We start from the raw sequence: 21,087 nt of genomic DNA on the forward strand, positions 1-21,087 counted from the left end.
GGTGTTATTTAGCACTCTTAATTATATCTGCTCTTGGGTATGTAAAAGTAGATTTTCTTATAACTACTATCTCATCCTCATGTCCAACCGCAAAGGCACGAATCGTAATCGGGATAACAGTATCATGTCTGCCATCACCGCTTAAAATATCATAAGTTCTAAGTACGACAATCTTCTTTTTCTTCACATTAGGGACAACGGTAAATGCCTCTTTAGGCTTTGCTATCTCCAGTTTGCCGCTTATCCCCTCTGGCAAAATGACATCAAAATAGAACTGCATATCTTTAGAGTTAGTATTTTGTATCAAGAACTCATAAGCGTTGTCAACTTTAACTTTTCCATCAGCCATCTTTTCAACAGAGTAAAGACGGTTTTCCTTGTTTACGTTTAGAAGCATATGCTCTTTTTTGCTTCCCATAACACCCATAATAATTGTAATTACGACCAAAAGCGCTATATAAGCTAAAATTTTTGGACGGAAATATTTTGTCTTACCTTTTTGGTTTGTTATCTCATAGTCGCTAGACCAGGTAACTAGCGATGGTTTGCCAAGTTTTCCCATAACTGTCGTACATGCATCAACACACTCCAGACAGTTAATACACTCTAGTTGAAGACCTTTTCTAATGTCAATGTGAGTAGGACATACTGTCACGCAACTCTCGCATGCCGTACACTCTGCATGTGGCTCATTTTTTTGAAGCTCCTCTTGCTTGGTAAATTGTTTGATTTTTTGTTCATCATAAATATGTCCGCCTCTATGCGTGTCATACAGAGCCATAACCGTATTTTCATCATATAACACTGACTGAATTCTTGAGTATGGGCATACATAAACACAGTAATCTTCTTGTAAAAATATCACATCATAGACAAGAAAGAGCGTTGAGAATAAAACTGTACCAAACAAAATCGTGTGGTCCATTGGATTTTGTAAATAAGCAAAAAAGTCTTCCGGCGGAACAAAAAACCAAAGAAAGTTAGAACTTGCCACAAGAGCGAGTATTGTCCAAATAAGTATGGCAACAGCTCTTTTTACCTTGTTTTGAGCCTTGCTCATATCAGGCTCATACTGCTTGTTTTTGATACGTTTTCTTAGACCTAAAAGTTTTGTCTCAACCAAGTCACGATAGATAACACGAAAAATGGTTTGAGGGCATATCCAGCCACAAAAGACACGGCCACCCATAACGGTCATACCAAAAACACCCAAAAAGAGTATCATTAACAAAAATGGCATCAGATAAAGTTCTTGCATATCAAACTGAACAAATGCGAGATGGAGTTTAAGCTTGTCAAAACTAAGTAGAAAAAAGTGAGCACCATCGACTTGTATCCAAGGCAATACCAAAGCTATCACAGTTAAGAAAACAAAGAAATAGTACCTATATATTCTCCACGCCGTTGTTTTTTTTAACTCACTCATCACTACTCCTCTGACATTTTTATGACATAATTATAACAAAAATAATATTTACTTATTATAATTTATCAGACTCTTTCAACATACTACTAAGTAACACAAAAAGTTCTTTAGAATTTTTCTCAGCTTTAGTAAAATCAGCAATAATTTTATCTGCGTTAGCGACACTACCATTTTTAATATATGCTGGAATATTTTTCATACTGTCATGTACTTCTTTATGAGGAATACTTACTTTAGAGTAAGAGGCTGTAGCAGAGAAAATATCTTTACCTTCACCACTAAACCATTTACTAAATCTGCACTCAGTATGTGTTGAAAAACTAGCATTTTGGTCATCTTCAAATACTGTTTCATATCCATTAAATTTAAATACAAGATGATCAAGCTTAGCAAGGTTTATAAATATCTCATTGGACACATGTTTATTATTATTTTGAATAACTTTTGCACCATCGATTAAAGAGTATAGATGCTCATTGAATGTTTCTAGCTGATTCACAGAAGTAGAGATTTCGATATTCATGTGCTCTGCGAATTCTTGCATTGCAGAACTATTTTGTTTAAGTAAGTTTATATTGACTTCCACTTCACTAGTAGCTTTTTGTGTTCGCTCTGCTAACTTTCTAACTTCATCAGCGACAACCGCAAAACCACGGCCATGCTCACCTGCACGAGCAGCTTCAATTGCTGCATTGAGTGCTAGCAAGTTCGTTTGATCTGAAATATCTTTAATAAGAGCTATAACACTTGTGATTTCATTTACACTACTTATTAGTTGGTCAGAACTCTCTTTACTTTCGTTCATTTTAAATGATACTGTTTCTAAGGATTTACCCATTAAGGTTGTTGATTCCTTTACTTCAGTAACTGTTTTTTCTGTTTGGGCATTTTTATTATTTATCTCTTTTAGTGATTCCATATTATCAACTAAGCCTTCTTGAACATCTTTTACTCCAGAGATTGAACCTTTGCTAAGCAAGTCAGCAAGAGCAAGTGTTAATCTATTTTTCTTTAACTGCTCTTCGCTATTTTGTAAGTGTTTTTCTGATTTTTCAAAACTCTCATTTGCATTTTGTATTGCTATATCTGCTGTTCTTATAGTATGATTTGCAGCACTCTGAATAGCAGTAATTGCATCATTTCCATCTATGCTTACTGATTTTGTAAAATCTTTTGAAGAGACGACATAATCTAATTCACCTTCAAGTCTTAAAATTCTATCTGTTAAGCTATTGGCAACAATTAAACCAAAACTTACCACAAAGGCTATTACTATAAGACTAATAATTAAAACTACAATTAAATGGGTTTCTGCATCTATTACTAAAGCTGATATCACTTCTAAAATATCATTCGCCAAATTATCTTCAACTGATTTTAAACCATCAATTTTTTTTGTGATTGTAGCAAACCAGTATGTGGCATCTATCCCAAATCCACCATTAATGTTGCTGAGTCCAACTTTTCTCATTCTTTCAACTTCATTAACAGCATCAATTGCTAATGTCTGTTTGTACAGATTAGCATTTTTTTGTGATGCTAAAAAAAGAAATCTACTCATAAATACATCTTGTTCGCTTATCAATTTAACAAACTTTGCATAATTGCCTTGAGCAAATGCATCTCCTGCAAATGTTGCACTCATTACAGCCCTCTCTATTCCAGATCTCTCTTTTGCATATAAAAAGTTAGCAAATGCATTCAAACCTCTGCTCATTTGTACATCGCCACTCAATTTAGCTATCTGGGCAATAGTATTTAAAAAAGCACTGTTCATTGGGGTATAGTAACCGACAGCATCGGAGACCTTAAACTCCAATGAACTAACCTTTGACCTTTTTTCATCAATTTGAGAAAGTTTTTGTAGTGCCTCATTCATCTGTGCTTGCATCTCTTGTGGATACTCACTAATATCTATACTTTTAAAGTAAGCATCCATTTCTTCTATAGTTTTATCAGTATCTTTTCTAATACTTCTTAATGTATCAGAAAACTTACTACCCTTTGAAGCAATAAAACCAGCTGATGCGCCTCTTTCTTTTTGAGTATTATGAACCATGGCACTTATCTTTGTAGCTAAAACAGTTGCTTTTTCTAGTTTTTTTAACTTAGCTATCCTCACATAGTTCTCATTACTACTAATTGCTACTAAACTAACTATCACTATTGTTGGTATCAAAACCATTAACAACATCTTCGCTTTTATTGTCATACTTTTGAACATATATTAATCCTTTTTTTTCATTAACAAATTGTATAGAAATTACTATTTTATACAGCTGAAAACATTTTAAAAGCCTATTTTATACTCAAATTGGATAAAATAACTGAACTAATAAATTACAAAGATTTTTGAATGACAACACGTGAATATATTTTAAACACTATTAAAAAAAGACCTCTTATCATAGATGGTGCCCTAGGTACTCAGCTTCAACAAAGAGATGATCAAATACCAACAGAAGCATGGGAAGGAAATGAGGGGTGTAATGAGCTTTTAAATGTTACAGCACCACAAGTTTTAAGCGAAATTGCGCATGCATATTTAACCTCTGGCGCTGACTTTATTACCACAAATACCTTTGGCTCTTTCTCTTGGGTTTTAGATGAATATCAAATAGGAAACAGAGCTTATGAGCTAACAAAAGCCGGTGCTGCTATAGTGAAAAATGAATGTGAAAAATTCAGCACACCTGAGCATCCCCGTTTTGTGCTCGGCTCAGTTGGTCCGGGAACTAAACTTCCATCTCTGGGGCATATAGCTTACGATGAGATGTATGAAGGTTATACGGAGTTTTGTTTAGCGCTTATAGATGGAGGTGTGGATGTTTTCTTGCTTGAGACATGTCAAGACCCGCTTCAAATAAAAGCAGCTCTGCATGCCTGTCAAGAAGCGTCTAACCAAAGGGGCGTTGATATTCCAATAATGGTCTCTGTAACCATAGAGTTGAGCGGAACTATGCTTATCGGAACAGATGCAGGGACAATCGCTACAATTTTAGAGCCTTTTGATATTCTTTCTCTTGGTTTTAACTGTGGAACCGGCCCTGAGCAGGTGCTAAAACATGTAAAAACTCTAAGTGAACTTTGGGGTAAACCGATTTCCGTTCATGCCAATGCCGGACTTCCGCAAAATCGTGGAGGCTACACCTACTACCCAATGGGGCCTGAGGAGTTCACAGATAAACAAGAAGAGTTTTTAAAATACGACGGCGTCTGCTTTTTAGGTGGATGTTGTGGAACTACACCTCAACATATTCGTGCTCTAGTAAACAGAGTTCAAAACCAAAAACCAAAAGAGGCAACTGGTTCTCATCCCAACTCAATAGCTTCACTTTTTAACACAACCACACTAATACAAGAACCCTCTCCTCTGCTTATGGGTGAACGCTCTAATGCAACCGGTTCAAAAGCCTTTCGTGAACTACTCCTTGAAGAGAATTATGAAGGAACTCTAAGTGTAGCCCAACAACAGGTTCGAGCAGGAGCACATGTAATAGATGTAAATGTCGGCTTCGCAGGTCGTGATGAGACAAAAGATATGAACGCCGTTATGGGTATGTATAACCAAAAAATAGCACTTGCTCTTATGCCTGATTCAACTCAAACTAGCGGCTTAGAGACTGCACTTAAAAACATTGGTGGCAAGCCAATACTTAACTCTGTAAATCTCGAAGATGGGGAAGAAAAATTTGATGAAGTGTGTCGTTTAGCTAAAAAGTATGGAACAGCTCTCGTTTGTTTAACTATTGATGAAGTAGGTATGGCAAAAACGGTAAAAGACAAACTAGCAATTGCCGATAGAATCATAGACTTAGCTACAACTAGACATGCTATTAAAAAAGAAAATTTAATTTTTGATGTTCTTACTTTCACGCTTGGAAGTGGGGATGAAGAGTATTTCGATGCGGCAATAAATACTATAGAAGCGATAAGGGAACTTCGCTTGAAACATCCAGAAGTTGGAGCAACTTTGGGACTCTCAAACATCTCATTTGGACTAGACAAAGATGCTCGTCCCTACTTAAACTCTATGTTTTTACACCACTGTATAAAGGCTGGATTAACATCTGTTATCATCAATGTGCAGCATATAATACCTATCAATAAAATCTCTCAAGAAGATCAAGATATATGTGATAACCTTATCTTTAACAAAAAACCAAATGGCGAAGCTCTTTTTGAGTTTATAGAACACTTTAGCACAAAAGAAGCCATAGACACAGGTGCTGAAGATGAAGCTTATCTTGCGATGAGTTACGAGGAGAAGATTGCAAAACTTTTAATGGACGGCGACAAAGAGAGAATGCTTCCTCTCGTTGAAGAGGCTCGTCATAAAATAGCTCCCCAGAAGATTGTCAATGAGATTCTTATAGACGCTATGAAGGTTGTTGGTGAACTATTTGGTTCAGGACAGATGCAACTCCCGTTTGTACTTCAAAGTGCCGAGACCATGAAAAAGACTGTTGATTATCTTAACCCGTATCTGCCAAAAATCGACAAAGAGGTAGATATAACTCTAGCTCTTGGAACAGTTAAAGGTGACGTACATGATGTCGGTAAAAACCTTGTTGACATTATCCTATCAAACAACGGTTATAAAGTTATAAATCTTGGGATAAAGGTAGATATTGACTCTTTTATAAGTGCCTTAAAAGAATCAAATGCTACTGCTATCGGAATGAGTGGACTTTTGGTAAAATCTACTCAGGTAATGAAAGAGAACTTGGAAATACTGAAATCTCAAGGTTTTAGTGTTCCGATTCTCCTTGGGGGAGCAGCGCTTACCCGTACATTTATAGATGACTTTTGTCGTCCGCTTTACGATGGCCCTATCTTTTACTGTAAAGATGCTTTTGACGGTGTGACTGCTATGAGTCGCATTGAAGCTGGAAATTTTGATACTGATTTGCATGGCAAAGACTCCCAAGAGAAGCTACATGTAGAGAAAAAAGAGGTGATTATCCCACCTTTTTCTCAACTAAAAATGCCATCTCGCGATGTCAATGTGCCGACTCCACCTTTTTGGGGCAGACGTGAGCTTAAACTTACACAGCAGCAGATAGAGATGGCTTTTGTGTGGATAAACCACAAAATACTTTTCAAATCTCGCTGGGGATACAGTTCAAAAGGAATGACCAAAGAGGCTTACCAAAAACAGTTAGACGAAGTGGTATGGCCTGCGTACGAGAGATTAAAAGCGCAGTTTATAGACGAGAAACTTTTTGAGCCTACTATCATTTATGGGTACTGGCCTTGCAGAAGCGATGACAACACACTTTTGATTTTTGATGAGAGCGAAGGGTACAACTCAGCAGATGAAATTAACAGAGAACATTTAGATAAAGTTATTGGCAGAGCAAAAGAGCAATTTACTTTTCCAAGACAGTCAAAACAGCCGCACCGTGCTTTAAGCGACTTTTTTCACTCTGACAGACACGATGTTATAGCGCTTACATGTGTAAGTGCCGGAGGCAAGCTTAGTGAGGCTGAGAGAGAAATCTATGACAAAAACAACTATACAGAGTATTACCAGTTTCACGGACTAGGGGTTGAGCTAGCTGAAGCACTTGCCGAGATAGTTCATAAACAAATAAGACTTGATTTAAATATTTCTGATGGAGAAGGTAGCAAACTAAGCGATGTTCAAATGAATAAGTACCAAGGTTGCAGATACTCTTTTGGTTACGCAGCTTGTCCAGACCTAGAGCTAAACCGTCCTCTTTTTAATCTCCTAAAACCAGAGGAGTTCGGGATAGAACTTAGTGAGACTTTTCAGATTCACCCAGAACAATCAACAAGTGCATTGGTTGTTTATCACCCTAATGCTACATACTATAACATTTAATGCTAAATACCACAGCATTTAATGTCAACTTAAAATAATTAAAGATAACATATTTCAAGTATTACATTTAGGAAACAACTATGATAAATTTAGAAGAGCTTACCAAAGACACAAAAAAATTAACCGTTCTTTATGCGGAAGACGATCCCAGTATTCAAGATGAACTTGTCGATATTTTTAATATGTTTTTTAAAAAAACAATTGTTGCAAATGACGGCAAAGAAGGTATTGAACTATACAACAATCATAAAGAAGAAATAGACTTAATAATTTCAGACATTCAAATGCCAAATATGAATGGTCTTGAGATGGTTGAAGAGATACGTAAAAGCGATGATGAAATACCCGTAATAATAACAACCGCAAACAACGATCAAGAATATTTTATAAAATCAATCGAAGTAAAAATAGACAAATACATTTTAAAGCCTATCAATGAAGAACAGATGATAGATACTTTTTATAATGTAAACAAAAGACTATTAGAAAAGAAGATGCTAAAGCAACTCATAAAAGAGAAGCACGAAAGAGAATTAAAAGAAAAAGAGCAAGAAACTATCCAAAAAATCAGCAATGCTTTTAGTTCGCCGGCAATTGTTTTTAAAGACAATAAGGTCTCATATTATACGGATGCTTTTGCCAGACTATTTAAAAACAAAAACAAAGATTCTTTAAGTAATATAACATTACAAACAAACACTCTTTTTGATGAACTAGAAGGCTATTTAAAATCATTTGAGGAATACGATGAAGAAAACTTACTAAACAATAAAATTCAAACTACACAAAAAGTTGGTAAAAGAATATTTAGGGTTTACAAAAAGAGCATTGATTTAGACGGTGAGGCTGAGATTTTCATTTTACATAACATAACATTTGAAGAGTGGCAAAAAGTTAAGATTGATTCTTACGTTAATTCCTTAGAAAGCATGATTTTAATAAGTAGAGCAAACAAATACGAAGAAAATGAAACAGACGATAAAATAAAACTAGATATTACAGATAATCAAAAAAATCTACTTAGAAAAAATCACAAAAAAGATCTGATATCCGCAAACGACTTACTAAATACTCTCAACAAAGAGCTTCTAAGAGAGATACAAGAGTTAGATGATTTAGACACTGATATCTCCAATTCTTTAGTAGAATTGGAAAGAGGAGATAGTGAACAATTAAAAATACTTTCTAAAGCATTTTTAAAATATGCATATATTATCGAGGGGATAGCAGAATTAAATGATTTTTATATAGTACTTGAAGGTTTATCAAAACTAATTTACTCCATTAACTTTGAAGACCTTGACCCTGAAAAATATACTACTTTTTATTCATACTTAAACAATATGGGTGATGATTTAATCTACTGGAGAAAAAATATATTTATTGAACAAACCGCAAACGATATTCACTACCTTGATTCGTCAATGCTTAGCTCTATGTTGCAGTTGGAACTATTCTTATCTAACAAGGATGAAATTGAAGATGATAATGACTTTGAGCTATTTTAGGTTCTTATATGAATAAATCAGATTTTATAAAAACTATACTGGTTTTAATTAATAAAGATGATGATTCACAACTAAGTTTAATTACAGACAACCTTGAAGACTACTTTTTCAATGTAGAAGTAATTAAAGTTTTTACTACAAAGGAGGCATTTAAAATATTAAACTCAACAGAAGTAGACCTAATAATATATAGTGTTAATGAAAATAATATAGAGTATTTGATAAAAAATGAACTTACAAAGATACCATTACTTTTAGTCTCCACAAATACATTTTTTGAAGAGATTGAAAATAAAGTATTTAAACTTCCCCCTTTTGATTTTTTAACAAAACCTATTAAAGAAAAATTATTGGTCTCTAAAATAAATAACTATTTTAAAATTTATGATTCTGTTAAACTAAAAACAAAAATAATAGACGAAAATATAATATATAGTGAAATAGATTTAAATGGAATAATTAAGTATGTCTCCCAACCTCTTGTTAATATTAGCGGATTTACAAAAAATGAACTAATTACTCAAGAATACTTTGAAAATGTACTTGATATTTCAATAGATGAACAAAAAAAAATTTGGGAAAGTATACAAAACTCTAAAACATGGATGGGTATCTTAAAAAAAAGAAAAAAAAACGATGAACACTATATAGCCAAAACAACCATAACACCTTTATATGAAAATGGAATTCTTTTAGGGTATTACTCCCATGAACAAGATGTTACATCAGAAATTTCAGACAAAGCTAGAATGCAAGAAATTTTAGATGCACAATACTCTCTAATAATAATATTAGACAACAAAGTAATAATTGAATCAAACAAAACACTGTTTTATCACTTTGGATATAAAAATATAGATGATTTTAAATCGAAGCACAAATGTATATGCGATTTGTTTATACAAGAAAATGAGTCTTCCATTATGCCAAAAATGGGAGATAAATACTGGGTTGATTACGTCATGCAAAACAACAATTTAACAAACAAAGCATACCTAAGAGACAAGAATGAAAATATTAGAATCTATGATGTTCACTATCGTGGCAAAATATCAAATAATCAATACATTATTGTATTTACGGATATTACCCAACTTGAAGAAAAATCTGAAATACTCAGTAAACAGTCAAGACTTGCAGCTATGGGTGAGATGATATCTATGATTGCCCATCAGTGGAGACAACCATTAACTGCAATTTCCGGACTCACAACAAAACAAAACCTTAAAAAAAGAATGAACCAAGAAACTGCTGAAGATTGGCAAGAATTTGTAAATAAACATAAAGACTTGGTAAACTACATGTCAAAAACTATTGATGATTTTAGATACTTCTTCAAAGAACAACAATTGCAGTCATTAACTATCGAAAATATAATAAACAAAACATATAAGCTAACGACTCCACTATTTGAAAAACATAATGTAGAGTATAAAATTAACTATAAAAGTGATGGCTTAAAAGATGTGTCTATATTAACAGCTAGTAGTAAACTAGATCAAGTTTTTATAAATCTATATAAAAATGCACTTGATGAATTTATTTCAAACAAAAAACAAAATCCCAAGATATGGGTAAACTGTGAAATTAAGGATGAAAAAATAGTTTTTGAAATTTGCGATAATGCAGGTGGAATACCTGAGGATATATTATCAAAAATATTTGACCCATACTTTAGTACAAAAAGCGATAACGGAACAGGGCTGGGTCTATATATGAGCAAAACTATAATAGAAGAACATCTAAAGGGCAGTCTTGAAGCTATAAATAAAAATGCAGGAGCTTGTTTTACTCTAAAACTACCAATAATCTAAGCCCTTCTTCTATAACTCAAAGCTTCAAGCACATGTTGTTTTTCTATAATTTTACAAGCGTCTAAATCAGCAATAGTTCTAGAGACCTTTTGAACCTTTTTTATACTTCTAAAAGAGAGTGAAAATCTATAAGTTGCAGTATCTAAAACCTCTTTAGCCTCATCATTCATAATACAAAACTTCTCCACTTCAGCATCGCTAAGTTTTGCATTGAAACTATTTTGTTTTCTATTTTTACTAAATATATGAGCTTCAACAACTTTTCTATGCATCTCTTTTGAGCTTAGGCTAGGTTTATCATTTGCATTTACATTTTGCATAATTACACTTAAGTCTATCCTGTCTAAAAATGGGTCGGAGAGTCTGTTTTTATATCTTTGGATTTCTAGTTCATTGCATCTGCATTCTTTATTTTCATCTAATAGATTACCGCAAGGACAAGGGTTCATTGCCCCTATAAATAAAAAATCGCTCGGGTATTCTACTTTTGAGTTTACTCTTGAAATACGTATCTTTCCATCTTCTAGTGGCTCTCTTAATGCTTCTAATACCGTTTTGCTAAAGTGAGGAATCTCATCAAACATTAATATCCCTAGATTTGATAAACCAACCTCACCTATTTTTGCTTTGTGTGAACCTCCGCCAAAGACACTTGCCGATGTAGAAGAGTGGTGTGGTGAACGATACGGTCGTCTTGGTTTAAAGTCTGGCTCTTTAAAATCTAAGGCTTGAAGTTTTGCAACATCTAAAATCTCATCCATTGTCATTGGAGGTAAAATATATCTAATACGTTTTGAAATCATACTTTTTCCACAACCAGGACTTCCTTCAAAAATTATATTGTGAAATCCTGCTGCACTTATAAGAGAGGCTCTCTTGGCAACCTCTTGACCTTTTACGTCTATGAAATCTTCATCATACTCTTTTACATAAAAATATTCCTTACCATCTATTTTGTACAGAGGGTAATCTATTTTAGCTTTAGGCATATTCGGAGTTATAGAATCCTGATTTTTCAATAACTCAATTGCTTCACTTAAAGTATTAACCCCATAAAAGTCTATATTTGGTATTTTTGAGACTTTATCTAAGCTAGAGTAAGGAACTATTACTTTTTGAATAACTTTTTGGTTTGCGAGTGATAACAAAAGTGGGTATAGTTGAATATTCTCTTTTACACTTCCATCTAGCCCTAACTCACCAAATGCAGACCATTCACTAAAATCATCTTCTAAAGTATTCAGAGCTATCATTAAAGCTATACTGAGATCAAAGTGGCTTCCATCTTTTTTCAAATCCGATGGACTTAATGAAATTGTTATTCTCTTTGGAGGAAATTTGAAGTCATTTGAAAGTAGTGCTGATTTTACACGCTCTTTTGATTCATTAATAGAAATAGAAGTCATACCTATAACACTAAAAGATGGTAAACCTTTAGTTAAAGTTGATTCTACATGTACAACTTTAGCATCCAATCCCTCGTATGTTGCACAGGATATATTTTTCATAATAGCAACCTATTTTTAAGTTACTATGATTTTACAATTTTTATTTTTTAGTGTAATATAGTATGACAGTTTGTCATATAATTGCTAGTTATTAGCGTTTTTCTTCTCTTTTTGCATTCGCTTGAACTCTTTTTCAAACTTTTTTCTGCGGGAATATGAAAGTTTGTCTATAAATAAAATTCCATTTAAGTGGTCATACTCATGCTGTATTGCTATGCTAAGAAGTCCATCAGCCTCTAGTGATTTTGTATTTCCAAATCTATCTTGGTAGTTAACGGTTATGAATTCAAATCTGACTATATCTTCATAAAAAGAGGGGACACTCAAACACCCCTCTTGGTAAGTGGTCTCTCCGCTCTTATGCGTAATAACTGGGTTGATAATCTCTATCAGATTATCAACAGGCTGCTCATCGTCTTCAGTGGGGAGATTAATTATTAAGATTTGTTTTGCATGTGAAACTTGGATTGCTGCCAAGCCAATCCCTCTTGACTCAATCATAACGGTATACATAGCATCGAGAAGTTTATGCAGCTGCTGATCAAATTTATCAACAGGCTTGGATTTTTCTTTAAGTTTTTTATTTGGATATTCTACTATGTTTAAAATCATCTTTATTTTACATCTATTCCGAAGGTGTTCTAAGTAAAACTGCAAAATCCAGCTTTGGATTTTGATATGCTTTTTCAATGCCGTCCAAAGAACTTACAATAATCTCCTCAACTGAATGCTCCTCAGTCACATCTGTAATGCCTATTGATATCTTAAGTTGTATTTCACGATCGCCTAAGAAAAAATTACTGTTAGAGACTAGCTCAGAGAGTCTTTCACTTGCTCTTTTTGCACTATTGATATCGGTATGCTTGAGCAACATTGCAAAAACACCATTTCCATAATGGGCAACCGTATCGCTTCTTCTAGATGTTTTAAGTAAAAGTCTAGCCATCGTTTTAGTCATAAGCATCACTGCTTTTTCATTCTTTACACTATCTCTAAGTTCACGCGAAAGCTCTATCATGATTAAAGAACTTCTGTGTTTAAACTTGCTAATTAATTCTATCTCTTGCTCAATTTTTGTCATCAGGTTGCGCTTGTTATAGACACCATACTGATTATCAAAAATTGTTTCATTTTCCACATTTTTTATTATTTTAGCAGTCTCATCATACATGATTTTCATATTACTGCTTTGTTTTTTCAAAATAGTGTTTAATTTTAAAATATCTTCTTCCAAGGATGAGACAATATTAATCGATTGCTTTTCATCTGGATTGTCTTTAAGTTCTTTTGATCTCTTATCAAGTATCTTTGTCATTAATGACATATTTTTATAAAGATTTGCAGCAACGCTGAGAATATTCTTTACAGACGAAAAACCTTGCTTTAGACTCTGTTCAAGCCTTATACTGTTCTCATCTTCATTACTCTCTTCAAGTTCTACTATTGAAGATATCTGCTTATGGGTACTTTGACTCTTGCCTTCTAGCAATCTGTCAAAATATAATGAAAAGTTATTTGGGGTTGGAGGGAGGCCATCTTTTATTAAAGCATTCAAAACCTCTTTTGAATATGATTCTAAATCACCTTCTGGTTCTGAATCTTGTAAACTGCTTTGAATACCAGCATCTTCAGAAGATTTTGTTTCTACAATATTACGACGACTTCTACTTCTTAAAGCTCCAGCCATATCAACCCCTTGTTATACTATTTTACTTTTCTTAACTAAAACTTCGTCAATCATACCATATTCTTTACACTGTTTTGCACTCATAAAGTTATCTCTGTCAGTATCTTTTTCTATTGTTTTAACATTCTGACCTGTGTTTTTAGCTAAAATTTCATTCAGTTCTTTCTTCATACGAAGAATCTCTTCAGCCTGGATTGCTATATCAGTAGCTTGACCTTGTGCACCACCTAATGGTTGGTGTATCATAATTCTTGCATGTGGAAGAGCATATCTCTTGCCCTTTTCACCACTTGAGAGTAAAAATGCTCCCATAGATGCAGCCTGTCCCACGCAGATTGTTGCTACATCTGGACGGATATAATTCATAGTATCAAAGATAGCCATACCTGCAGTAACAACTCCGCCTGGAGAGTTGATATAGAAATAGATATCTTTTTCAGGATCTTCTGCTTCTAAAAACAGCATTTGTGCAACAATAGAAGATGCAACGGCGTCATTAACCTCTCCGCTGAGCATAATAATTCTATCTTTTAAAAGACGTGAATATATATCATATGAACGCTCTCCACGTGCTGTTTTTTCAACTACATAAGGAATATAACTCATCTACTTACGCTTCTTTCATCTTTGAATTAAGAATCTTAGTAAGAACTTTGTCCTCAACCATTGACATCTGAATAGCAGGTAAATAGCCGGCATTTTTATATTTATCATATGCTTCTTTAGGATCTTGCCCCATTTGCATAGCTTCATAATATATGGTTTGCATTACTTCATTTTCTTCAACTCTAACATTTTCAGCAGTAGCTAAAGCATCAATAATGAATGTAGCTCTTACACTTTTTTCTGAATTTTCTCTAAAAGTTTCACGAAGTGTTTTTAATTTATCTGCATTTTCACGAAGCTCGTTAATCTCATCTTCGCTCATCTCGCCTGCTTTTTTATTTAATGCAACATCAATCTCTTGCTCAACAACAAACTCTGGTAATGCGAACATCAATTTATCTACAAAACTTTCTAAAAGAGCTGGCTTTAAATCATCATTATAAAGTTTAGCTACGGCCTCATTTTCAAGCTGCTTTTTTATTTGATTTTTTAAGTTCTCTAAAGTCGGATTGTCTTGTCCGGCAAGAATTTTTTCTGCAAGAGCATCATCAATCTCCACTTTTACTTTTTCTTGAATATTATGGACATTTACTTTAAACTCAGCATCTTTTCCAGCTAGTTTATCTCCTCCATAGTTTTCAGGAAAAGTAACTTTTACCACTTTCTCTTCACCTATCTTCATTCCCGCAACTTGATCTTCAAAACCTGGAATAAATTGATTTGAACCAAGAACTAATGCAAACTCCTTAGCTGCACCGCCCTCAAATAATTCTCCATCAATAGAACCTTCAAAATCTAGTATAACGCTGTCACCCTCTTTTGCCGCTCTTTTTCTTTTAAGATCAATAAACTTTCCTTGAGAATCAGCTAACTTCTCTAGTCTTTCATTAACTTCTTCTTCGCTTGCGCTAGGCTTATTAAATTCATCAACCATATCTGCATAGTTACCAAGGTCAATTTCTGGTCTTAATGCTATTTTTACAATTACATCTATCTTATCATCACTCTTTACAAATTTAGATATGTTTGGCTCTCCAATTAGAGATTCGTTTGCAATTTTCAACTCATCAAGACCCATGCTTAGAACTTCACGAAGTGCTTCTGCTTCTGCATCTTGAACTAGACGATCTCCATACTGTTTCTTAACCACAGATACAGGCACTTTACCTTTACGGAAACCTTGGACAGAAGCTGTTTTTGTCAACTCTTTTGCTATTTTTTCTAAGTTTGCATCTATCTTTTCTTTTGGAATTACCGCTTCTATTTCAGCATTTGCAGCATCAATTTTATTTGTTTTGATTTTCATCAATTTCCTTTATTTAAGTTTGTTATTTATAGTTTTATAACTATTATTTTTAGCAATATTATCTAAATTCTGCTTTTGTATATCTTTAAGCTCAACTTTTGCACGATTTTGGTCTAAAATTAAGTATTAAAATCCACACGACTGCTACGTCAATCATTACATCAGCGAAATTAAATACTGCGAAATCAAACCCGCAGTGCCAATATACCATATCAACTACACCCTCGTGTATAAACCTGTCATAGACATTTGAAAAAGCACCTCCAAGCATCAATCCTGCAGGGAATGCGTAACAAATATCATTAAGATAAACTACGTAGACTAAAATAGCAATAATAAGTATTAGTTGAATAAATTTTAGCCACTCATCCAAGAAAGCAAACATTGAGAATGCAACGCCTTTGTTGTAAACCAAAATCAAATCAATGCACTCAGTATAGTAGCGCCAGCCATCTACAAAAAGTGTTTTTATATTTTGATCAATAATAAAAACACCAACAATTGTAAGGGTTAGTATTGCTAATAAACGCAGAGTCTTATTATGCATTTAAAGCTTTTTGAAAAAAATCAACTATATCGTCTACATGTAGATTCATTTTTTTTGCATCCTTGCACTCAAGTAAAATTCTAAGCTTATTCTCTGTTCCTGAATAACGAATAAGATGACGAATATTTTTTTCATCCAATTCTAACAACTTAGCTTCCAGCCCCTCAATCTTTTTTAGTGGTTTTTTATTTTTTATATTTATATTTACCAGCTTTTGAGGATATAGGGGAAACGGGCGAAGAGCCTCTGAAGCTTTTTGATTTGTTTTTATCAAAAGAGAGAGTGTTTGAAGTGCACTCACTAAGCCATCTCCAGTTTTTGCATAGTCACTTGTTATTACATGTCCGCTCTGCTCTCCGCCAAAGTTAATCCCCTCTTTTTTCATAATCTCTAAAACGTTTTTATCTCCAACATCAGATCTAAACAGTTTAAGACCTTTTTCCTTCATAAAATCATCCAAGCCTTGATTGCTCATAACAGTAGAGACTATACCGCCCCCTCTTAAAGTGCCATTATCATTCATATACGAACCAAGAGCACCCAAAAGCTGGTCCCCGTCAACTATTTCACCTTTCTCATCTACTATAACCAGTCTATCTGCATCACCGTCAAGAGCTATACCTAAATCTGCTCTGTACTTAACAACAGCTTCGCGTAAATCTTTGGTGTGAAGTGCTCCACACCCCTCGTTTATATTAAATCCATCCGGTTTATTATGTAAAACAATAACGTCAGCACCCAGCTCTTCTAAAACAGTAGGACCAACAATATATCCTGCACCATTAGCTGCGTCCAAAACTATCCGCATACCTTTTAGTGAGATATCTCTAGGAAATGAATTTTTTAGCTGAACAATATAGCGGCCGACTACATCATCAATTCTTTTAGCTTTTCCTATATTTTTTCCGGTAGTTTGCGCGTCTTGAAGCTTTTCATCATTGAAGTAGATATTTTCTATCTCCTGTTCGGCACATAAAGAGAGTTTATCTCCCTGTCCGTCAAAAAATTTAATTCCATTATCTTCATAGGAGTTATGTGATGCACTAATCATAATACCTGCATCACAACGCATATTTTCAGTGATAAAAGCTATTGCCGGGGTTGGCATTGGACCAATTTGTACAACATCATAACCAATAGCCGTCAATCCGCTGACTATTGCATTTTCTATCATATATCCACTTCTGCGTGTATCTTTTCCAACCAAAATTTTATTAGTTTTAGCGCGAGTTTTAAAGTAAATTCCAGCAGCCATTGCCACTTTCATTGCTAACTCTGCACTTAAAAAAGTACCAGCCTCACCTCTGACTCCATCTGTTCCGAATAATTTCATACATAATTCCATAATATTTAAGTGAAGTATTTTAACATAATTATCCAAATTATGCCCAAATCATAAAATTCTCCTTGTCTTTAACTTAATTTTAATTATATTTAAGCTAATATTCTGCACTAAAATTTAATGAGAAGGACTCATACATGGCAAATCACAAGTCATCAATTAAGAGAATTCGCCAAACTATCGTTCGTACAGAGCGTAATCGTTTCTACAGAACTCGTCTTAAAAACATTGTAAAAGACGTTCGTTCTGCAATCGAAGCAGGCAATAAAGAAGATGCTACATCAGCAATGACAGTAGCTAACAAACAAATTCAAAAATTTGTAAGCAAGGGTATCTTAAAAAAAGAGACTGCTGCTAGAAAAATTAGTCGTCTACACAGAGCTGTAAACGCAATATAAGGTTAACAATTAAATGTTAGCCGATAAACTAAATCCGTTTATCAATCGTTATAATGAACTTGGCGTTATGCTGAGTTCACCTGACATAACTTCCGACATCAAAAGAATGACAAAACTCTCCAAAGAACAATCTTCACTTTTAGCAATCGTCAACAAAGCAAAAGAATACAAATCAGTTATTGCACAAATTGCTGAATCTAAAGAGATGTTGAGTGATCCAGAGATGATAGATATGGCAAAAGAAGAGCTTAAAGAGTTAGAACCTCAACTTCCAATTATGGAAGAAGAGATTAAACTTTTGCTTTTACCAAAAGATCCAAATGATGATAGAAATATCATTGTTGAGCTTCGTGCTGGAGCTGGTGGAGATGAAGCTGCTATCTTTGTTGGCGATCTTTTCGATGCCTACACGCGCTATGCAGATGTAAAAGGGTGGAAGGTTGAGCTTTTAAGCACATCTCCATCTGATGCAGGTGGATTTAAAGAGGTTATTGCACTTATTAAAGGTGATCAGGTTTATAGTAGATTGAAGTATGAAGGTGGAACTCATCGTGTTCAACGTGTTCCTGCAACAGAGTCACAAGGTCGTGTTCACACTTCAGCAATTACAGTCGCGGTTATGCCTGAAGTTGATGACGTTGAGATACAGATTAATGAAAATGACCTTAAAATCGATGTTATGCGTTCATCTGGCTGTGGAGGGCAAAGTGTAAATACAACAGATTCTGCTGTTAGAATAACACACTTGCCTACTGGTTTGGTTGTAACAAACCAGGATCAAAAGTCTCAGCACAAAAACAAAGAAAAAGCTATGAAAGTTCTAAAAGCCAGACTTTTTGACCTAGAAATGCGAGAGGCACAAGCAAAAGACAGTGCAACAAGGTCAGCCCAAGTTGGAACTGGAGATAGAAGTGGAAGAATAAGAACATACAATTATCCACAAAATCGTATTAGCGATCATAGAATAACTTTGACACTTTATAGATTAAATGAGATTATGCATGGTGGACTTCTCGATGAAGTTATTGACAATCTTATAGCAGATCATCAAGCTAAAATTGTTGAAGCTGCAGGGCTCTAGTCTCCAATAGACTAGGCTTTAGTGCCTAAATTTTCCACTCTGTTTCAAAAACTCTCTTAACCTTACCCTTAAAAGTAATAGTTTTGTCATTCATCCCCAGATAAAGTGTATCTCCACTTTTTGGATAAACCTCAATATCGCCACTAATTTTTTTCTCCATCAATGCTCTGTAAAAACAAGCAGCCATTCCTGTACCGCATGCTAAAGTTTCATCTTCAACACCACGCTCATATGTTCTAACTCTTAAATTATTTCCATCAACAAAAGCTATATTTACATTTGCATTATATTTATATCTAAGTTCTCTAGCTTCTAGAATGTCAAACTCTTTTATATTCTCTGTAAAGCTGACCATATGAGGAACACCGGTATCTAGTTTCCACCAGTTTTTTCCACCAAATATTATATCTTTTTCTAAAATCTTTGGCGGGGTAAGTTCACTTAGGACCATCCCACTATTTGCATCAACTTCAGCATTTATTACACCAGCTTCAGTTAAAAAACTCATATTTTTAGGAGCTAGTTCATTATAAAAAGCATAATGAGCACAGGCACGACTTCCATTTCCGCACATCTCTGCAGTGCTTCCATCAGAGTTATAAAACTGCCACTCAAAATCATATTTATCGTGTGGAACTATAACTATAAGACCATCAGCTCCTACACCCTCTTGTCTATTGCAAACTATTTTTGCTAATTTACTTCTATCCGCTTTAACATCTGAGTGAAATATAACAAAGTCATTTCCATTTGCGCTATATTTTGATACTTTCATTTTTTTCCTATAAATACTTTTCTTTAATCATATCTACAAACTTTTCACACTCCTGCTGGAGGTGCTTTAAGTTTTTAGAATTGTCTATAACCCATGTGGCTCTTTTTTTCTTCTCATCTATCGGCATCTGAGAGGCAATTCGTCTGAGTGATTCATCTTTTGAGTAACCATTTCTCTTCATAAATCTCTCTAACTGAATATCGCTTGGGGTATAAACAACCACACTCTCTTTTATATCGTATGCACCGTTTTCAAAAAATAGAGGGATGTCTATGAGATACGGGAACTTGAAACTATCCTGCTTAATGCTTCTTGATTCAATTTCAGCCCTTATTTTCGGATGAAGAAACTCCTCTAATTTTTTCTTAGCATCAGCGTTTGAAAAAACCAAACTTCCAAGTTTGGCTCTGTCAACTTTTGAGCCATTAACATATTCATCACCAAAATTTTCTTTAACCCAGGAAGAAGAGGCATCCAAGATCTCATGAGATATACTATCGGCATCTATAACCCTCATTCCATTGAGGGCTAAAAGGGACGCTACAGTACTTTTACCTGTAGCAATTCCACCGGTTAAGGCAATAGCATACTTAAATGCCATTAGTTTTTAACAATACCTAAATACTCTTTACGGATATGATTACCCATAGCAAAAGAAGCTACATGTACATCACAGTTGTAATAGCTTAACCCATCAATCATATCTGAACGGTGAAGATTAATATCCGCTGTCGGGTGATACTCTTTAGAGCTGAGAAGCGCAGTTGAGCAGTTGCCAAGATTGTATGGCATAATCACTTTAAAGTATCTTCCTAAGGTTTTCATTAAGCTCTTGTTGGCTTCAGTCTCATCTAAAGCTGGATGAACTGTAACAAACTGCCCATCATCTTGTAAAACACGGTTTACATGTGAGATAAATGCTGCATCAGCCTGCATTTCAGAGATAACTACATCATACGCTTTGTCATCTAAAGCGCTAATTGCCTCAAGCTTGCAAGAGATAACTCTTGAACCAACTTCTGCATGTCTTGCAAGCTCTTCACTTAAAAGTTCTGCTTTCTCACTGATAATTAAAACATTTTTTGGATCTTTATTGGTACACAAAGGGACATGTACCATCATTTCTTGGTAAGTAAATTCATTCATTTTTATATTTCCTAAATTTTTAAAAAGATTTTATCATATTTGTATTAAATAGCATTAAAAAGCATAGCAATTAGATATATTTAAGTATTAATTGA

The 21,087-nt window shown here is 34.3% G+C and carries 17 protein-coding genes; 5 read left to right on the top strand and 12 right to left on the bottom strand.

Going from position 1 to position 21,087, the window contains the following annotated elements:
- Positions 1–4 precede the first annotated feature (4 nt).
- Positions 5–1,426 (bottom strand): cytochrome c oxidase accessory protein CcoG, encoded by a 1,422-nt coding sequence (ccoG, locus tag HUE88_RS13335; RefSeq protein WP_194369740.1) that lies wholly within the window; start codon positions 1,424–1,426, stop codon positions 5–7.
- A gap of 55 nt (positions 1,427–1,481) precedes the next feature.
- Positions 1,482–3,650: a methyl-accepting chemotaxis protein gene (locus HUE88_RS13340; RefSeq protein ID WP_194369742.1), complete on the bottom strand. Its 2,169-nt coding sequence runs from the start codon at positions 3,648–3,650 to the stop codon at positions 1,482–1,484.
- A 132-nt stretch (positions 3,651–3,782) separates the two neighbouring features.
- On the opposite strand from HUE88_RS13340, the gene metH reads away from it, so the two are divergent.
- The 3 genes from metH (at position 3,783) to HUE88_RS13355 (ending at position 10,596) form a co-directional block, all read left to right on the top strand.
- Positions 3,783–7,274, top strand: a complete 3,492-nt coding sequence (metH, locus tag HUE88_RS13345) for a methionine synthase (protein WP_194369744.1) — start codon at positions 3,783–3,785, stop codon at positions 7,272–7,274.
- Positions 7,275–7,354: 80 nt separating this feature from the next.
- A complete protein-coding gene (locus HUE88_RS13350; RefSeq protein WP_194369746.1) occupies positions 7,355–8,782 on the top strand; it encodes a response regulator in 1,428 nt (475 codons plus the stop codon).
- Between the two features lie 8 nt (positions 8,783–8,790).
- Positions 8,791–10,596: an ATP-binding protein gene (locus HUE88_RS13355; protein WP_194369748.1), complete on the top strand. Its 1,806-nt coding sequence runs from the start codon at positions 8,791–8,793 to the stop codon at positions 10,594–10,596.
- Here HUE88_RS13355 and HUE88_RS13360 read toward each other — a convergent pair.
- From HUE88_RS13360 to glmM, 7 genes are all read right to left on the bottom strand, one after another.
- A complete protein-coding gene (locus HUE88_RS13360; RefSeq protein WP_488349770.1) occupies positions 10,593–12,107 on the bottom strand; it encodes a YifB family Mg chelatase-like AAA ATPase in 1,515 nt (504 codons plus the stop codon). The two genes, HUE88_RS13355 and HUE88_RS13360, sit on opposite strands and share 4 nt — an antisense overlap.
- An 81-nt stretch (positions 12,108–12,188) precedes the next feature.
- Positions 12,189–12,716, bottom strand: a complete 528-nt coding sequence (gene def, locus HUE88_RS13365) for a peptide deformylase (RefSeq protein ID WP_194369752.1) — start codon at positions 12,714–12,716, stop codon at positions 12,189–12,191.
- Positions 12,717–12,729: 13 nt separating this feature from the next.
- A complete protein-coding gene (locus HUE88_RS13370) occupies positions 12,730–13,791 on the bottom strand; it encodes a GGDEF domain-containing protein (RefSeq protein WP_194369754.1) in 1,062 nt (353 codons plus the stop codon).
- A gap of 12 nt (positions 13,792–13,803) precedes the next feature.
- Complete coding sequence (gene clpP, locus HUE88_RS13375) at positions 13,804–14,397, bottom strand: ATP-dependent Clp endopeptidase proteolytic subunit ClpP (protein ID WP_194369756.1); 594 nt, start codon at positions 14,395–14,397, stop codon at positions 13,804–13,806.
- A gap of 4 nt (positions 14,398–14,401) precedes the next feature.
- The gene (gene tig / locus HUE88_RS13380; RefSeq protein ID WP_194369758.1) at positions 14,402–15,703 is read right to left on the bottom strand and encodes a trigger factor; all 1,302 of its coding nucleotides are present in this window, start codon (positions 15,701–15,703) and stop codon (positions 14,402–14,404) included.
- A 91-nt stretch (positions 15,704–15,794) separates the two neighbouring features.
- Positions 15,795–16,250 carry a signal peptidase II gene (gene lspA, locus HUE88_RS13385; RefSeq protein WP_194369761.1) on the bottom strand — a complete coding sequence of 152 codons (456 nt, stop codon included), beginning with the start codon at positions 16,248–16,250 and terminating at the stop codon, positions 15,795–15,797.
- Positions 16,243–17,583 (bottom strand): phosphoglucosamine mutase, encoded by a 1,341-nt coding sequence (gene glmM, locus HUE88_RS13390; protein WP_194369763.1) that lies wholly within the window; start codon positions 17,581–17,583, stop codon positions 16,243–16,245. The genes lspA and glmM overlap by 8 nt, the downstream gene beginning before the upstream one ends.
- A gap of 146 nt (positions 17,584–17,729) precedes the next feature.
- Here glmM and rpsT point away from each other — a divergent pair, with 146 nt between their 5' ends.
- Entirely contained in the window at positions 17,730–17,990 is a 261-nt protein-coding gene (gene rpsT / locus HUE88_RS13395) for a 30S ribosomal protein S20 (RefSeq protein WP_194369765.1), read from the top strand.
- Positions 17,991–18,003: 13 nt separating this feature from the next.
- Entirely contained in the window at positions 18,004–19,071 is a 1,068-nt protein-coding gene (prfA, locus tag HUE88_RS13400; protein WP_194369767.1) for a peptide chain release factor 1, read from the top strand.
- 25 nt (positions 19,072–19,096) lie between these two features.
- Here prfA and dapF read toward each other — a convergent pair whose 3' ends face one another.
- From dapF to HUE88_RS13415, 3 genes are read right to left on the bottom strand one after another with little or no spacing between them, the layout of a single operon-like run.
- Positions 19,097–19,846 carry a diaminopimelate epimerase gene (gene dapF / locus HUE88_RS13405; RefSeq protein WP_194369769.1) on the bottom strand — a complete coding sequence of 250 codons (750 nt, stop codon included), beginning with the start codon at positions 19,844–19,846 and terminating at the stop codon, positions 19,097–19,099.
- Between the two features lie 7 nt (positions 19,847–19,853).
- Entirely contained in the window at positions 19,854–20,447 is a 594-nt protein-coding gene (gene coaE / locus HUE88_RS13410; RefSeq protein WP_194369771.1) for a dephospho-CoA kinase, read from the bottom strand.
- Positions 20,447–20,992 (bottom strand): spermine/spermidine synthase domain-containing protein, encoded by a 546-nt coding sequence (locus HUE88_RS13415; RefSeq protein ID WP_194369773.1) that lies wholly within the window; start codon positions 20,990–20,992, stop codon positions 20,447–20,449. Before HUE88_RS13415 ends, coaE begins: the two co-directional genes overlap by 1 nt.
- Between the last annotated feature and the right edge of the window lie 95 nt (positions 20,993–21,087).

It is taken from the genome of Candidatus Sulfurimonas baltica, assembly GCF_015265455.1.
In the GTDB taxonomy this organism is placed as follows: Bacteria; Campylobacterota; Campylobacteria; order Campylobacterales; family Sulfurimonadaceae; genus Sulfurimonas; species Sulfurimonas baltica.

Bases quoted from the DNA above. Each gene is read 5' to 3' on its own strand.
- HUE88_RS13340 (WP_194369742.1), bottom strand. From the start codon at position 3,650: ATGTTCAAAAGTATGACAATAAAAGCGAAGATGTTGTTAATGGTTTTG.
- tig (WP_194369758.1), bottom strand. From the start codon at position 15,703: ATGAAAATCAAAACAAATAAAATTGATGCTGCAAATGCTGAAATAGAA.
- dapF (WP_194369769.1), bottom strand. From the start codon at position 19,846: ATGAAAGTATCAAAATATAGCGCAAATGGAAATGACTTTGTTATATTT.
- coaE (WP_194369771.1), bottom strand. From the start codon at position 20,447: ATGGCATTTAAGTATGCTATTGCCTTAACCGGTGGAATTGCTACAGGT.
- lspA (WP_194369761.1), bottom strand. From the start codon at position 16,250: ATGCATAATAAGACTCTGCGTTTATTAGCAATACTAACCCTTACAATT.
- prfA (WP_194369767.1), top strand. From the start codon at position 18,004: ATGTTAGCCGATAAACTAAATCCGTTTATCAATCGTTATAATGAACTT.
- HUE88_RS13355 (WP_194369748.1), top strand. From the start codon at position 8,791: ATGAATAAATCAGATTTTATAAAAACTATACTGGTTTTAATTAATAAA.
- def (WP_194369752.1), bottom strand. From the start codon at position 12,716: ATGATTTTAAACATAGTAGAATATCCAAATAAAAAACTTAAAGAAAAA.
- ccoG (WP_194369740.1), bottom strand. From the start codon at position 1,426: ATGAGTGAGTTAAAAAAAACAACGGCGTGGAGAATATATAGGTACTAT.
- rpsT (WP_194369765.1), top strand. From the start codon at position 17,730: ATGGCAAATCACAAGTCATCAATTAAGAGAATTCGCCAAACTATCGTT.
- HUE88_RS13370 (WP_194369754.1), bottom strand. From the start codon at position 13,791: ATGGCTGGAGCTTTAAGAAGTAGAAGTCGTCGTAATATTGTAGAAACA.
- clpP (WP_194369756.1), bottom strand. From the start codon at position 14,397: ATGAGTTATATTCCTTATGTAGTTGAAAAAACAGCACGTGGAGAGCGT.
- glmM (WP_194369763.1), bottom strand. From the start codon at position 17,583: ATGAAATTATTCGGAACAGATGGAGTCAGAGGTGAGGCTGGTACTTTT.
- HUE88_RS13415 (WP_194369773.1), bottom strand. From the start codon at position 20,992: ATGAATGAATTTACTTACCAAGAAATGATGGTACATGTCCCTTTGTGT.
- HUE88_RS13350 (WP_194369746.1), top strand. From the start codon at position 7,355: ATGATAAATTTAGAAGAGCTTACCAAAGACACAAAAAAATTAACCGTT.
- metH (WP_194369744.1), top strand. From the start codon at position 3,783: ATGACAACACGTGAATATATTTTAAACACTATTAAAAAAAGACCTCTT.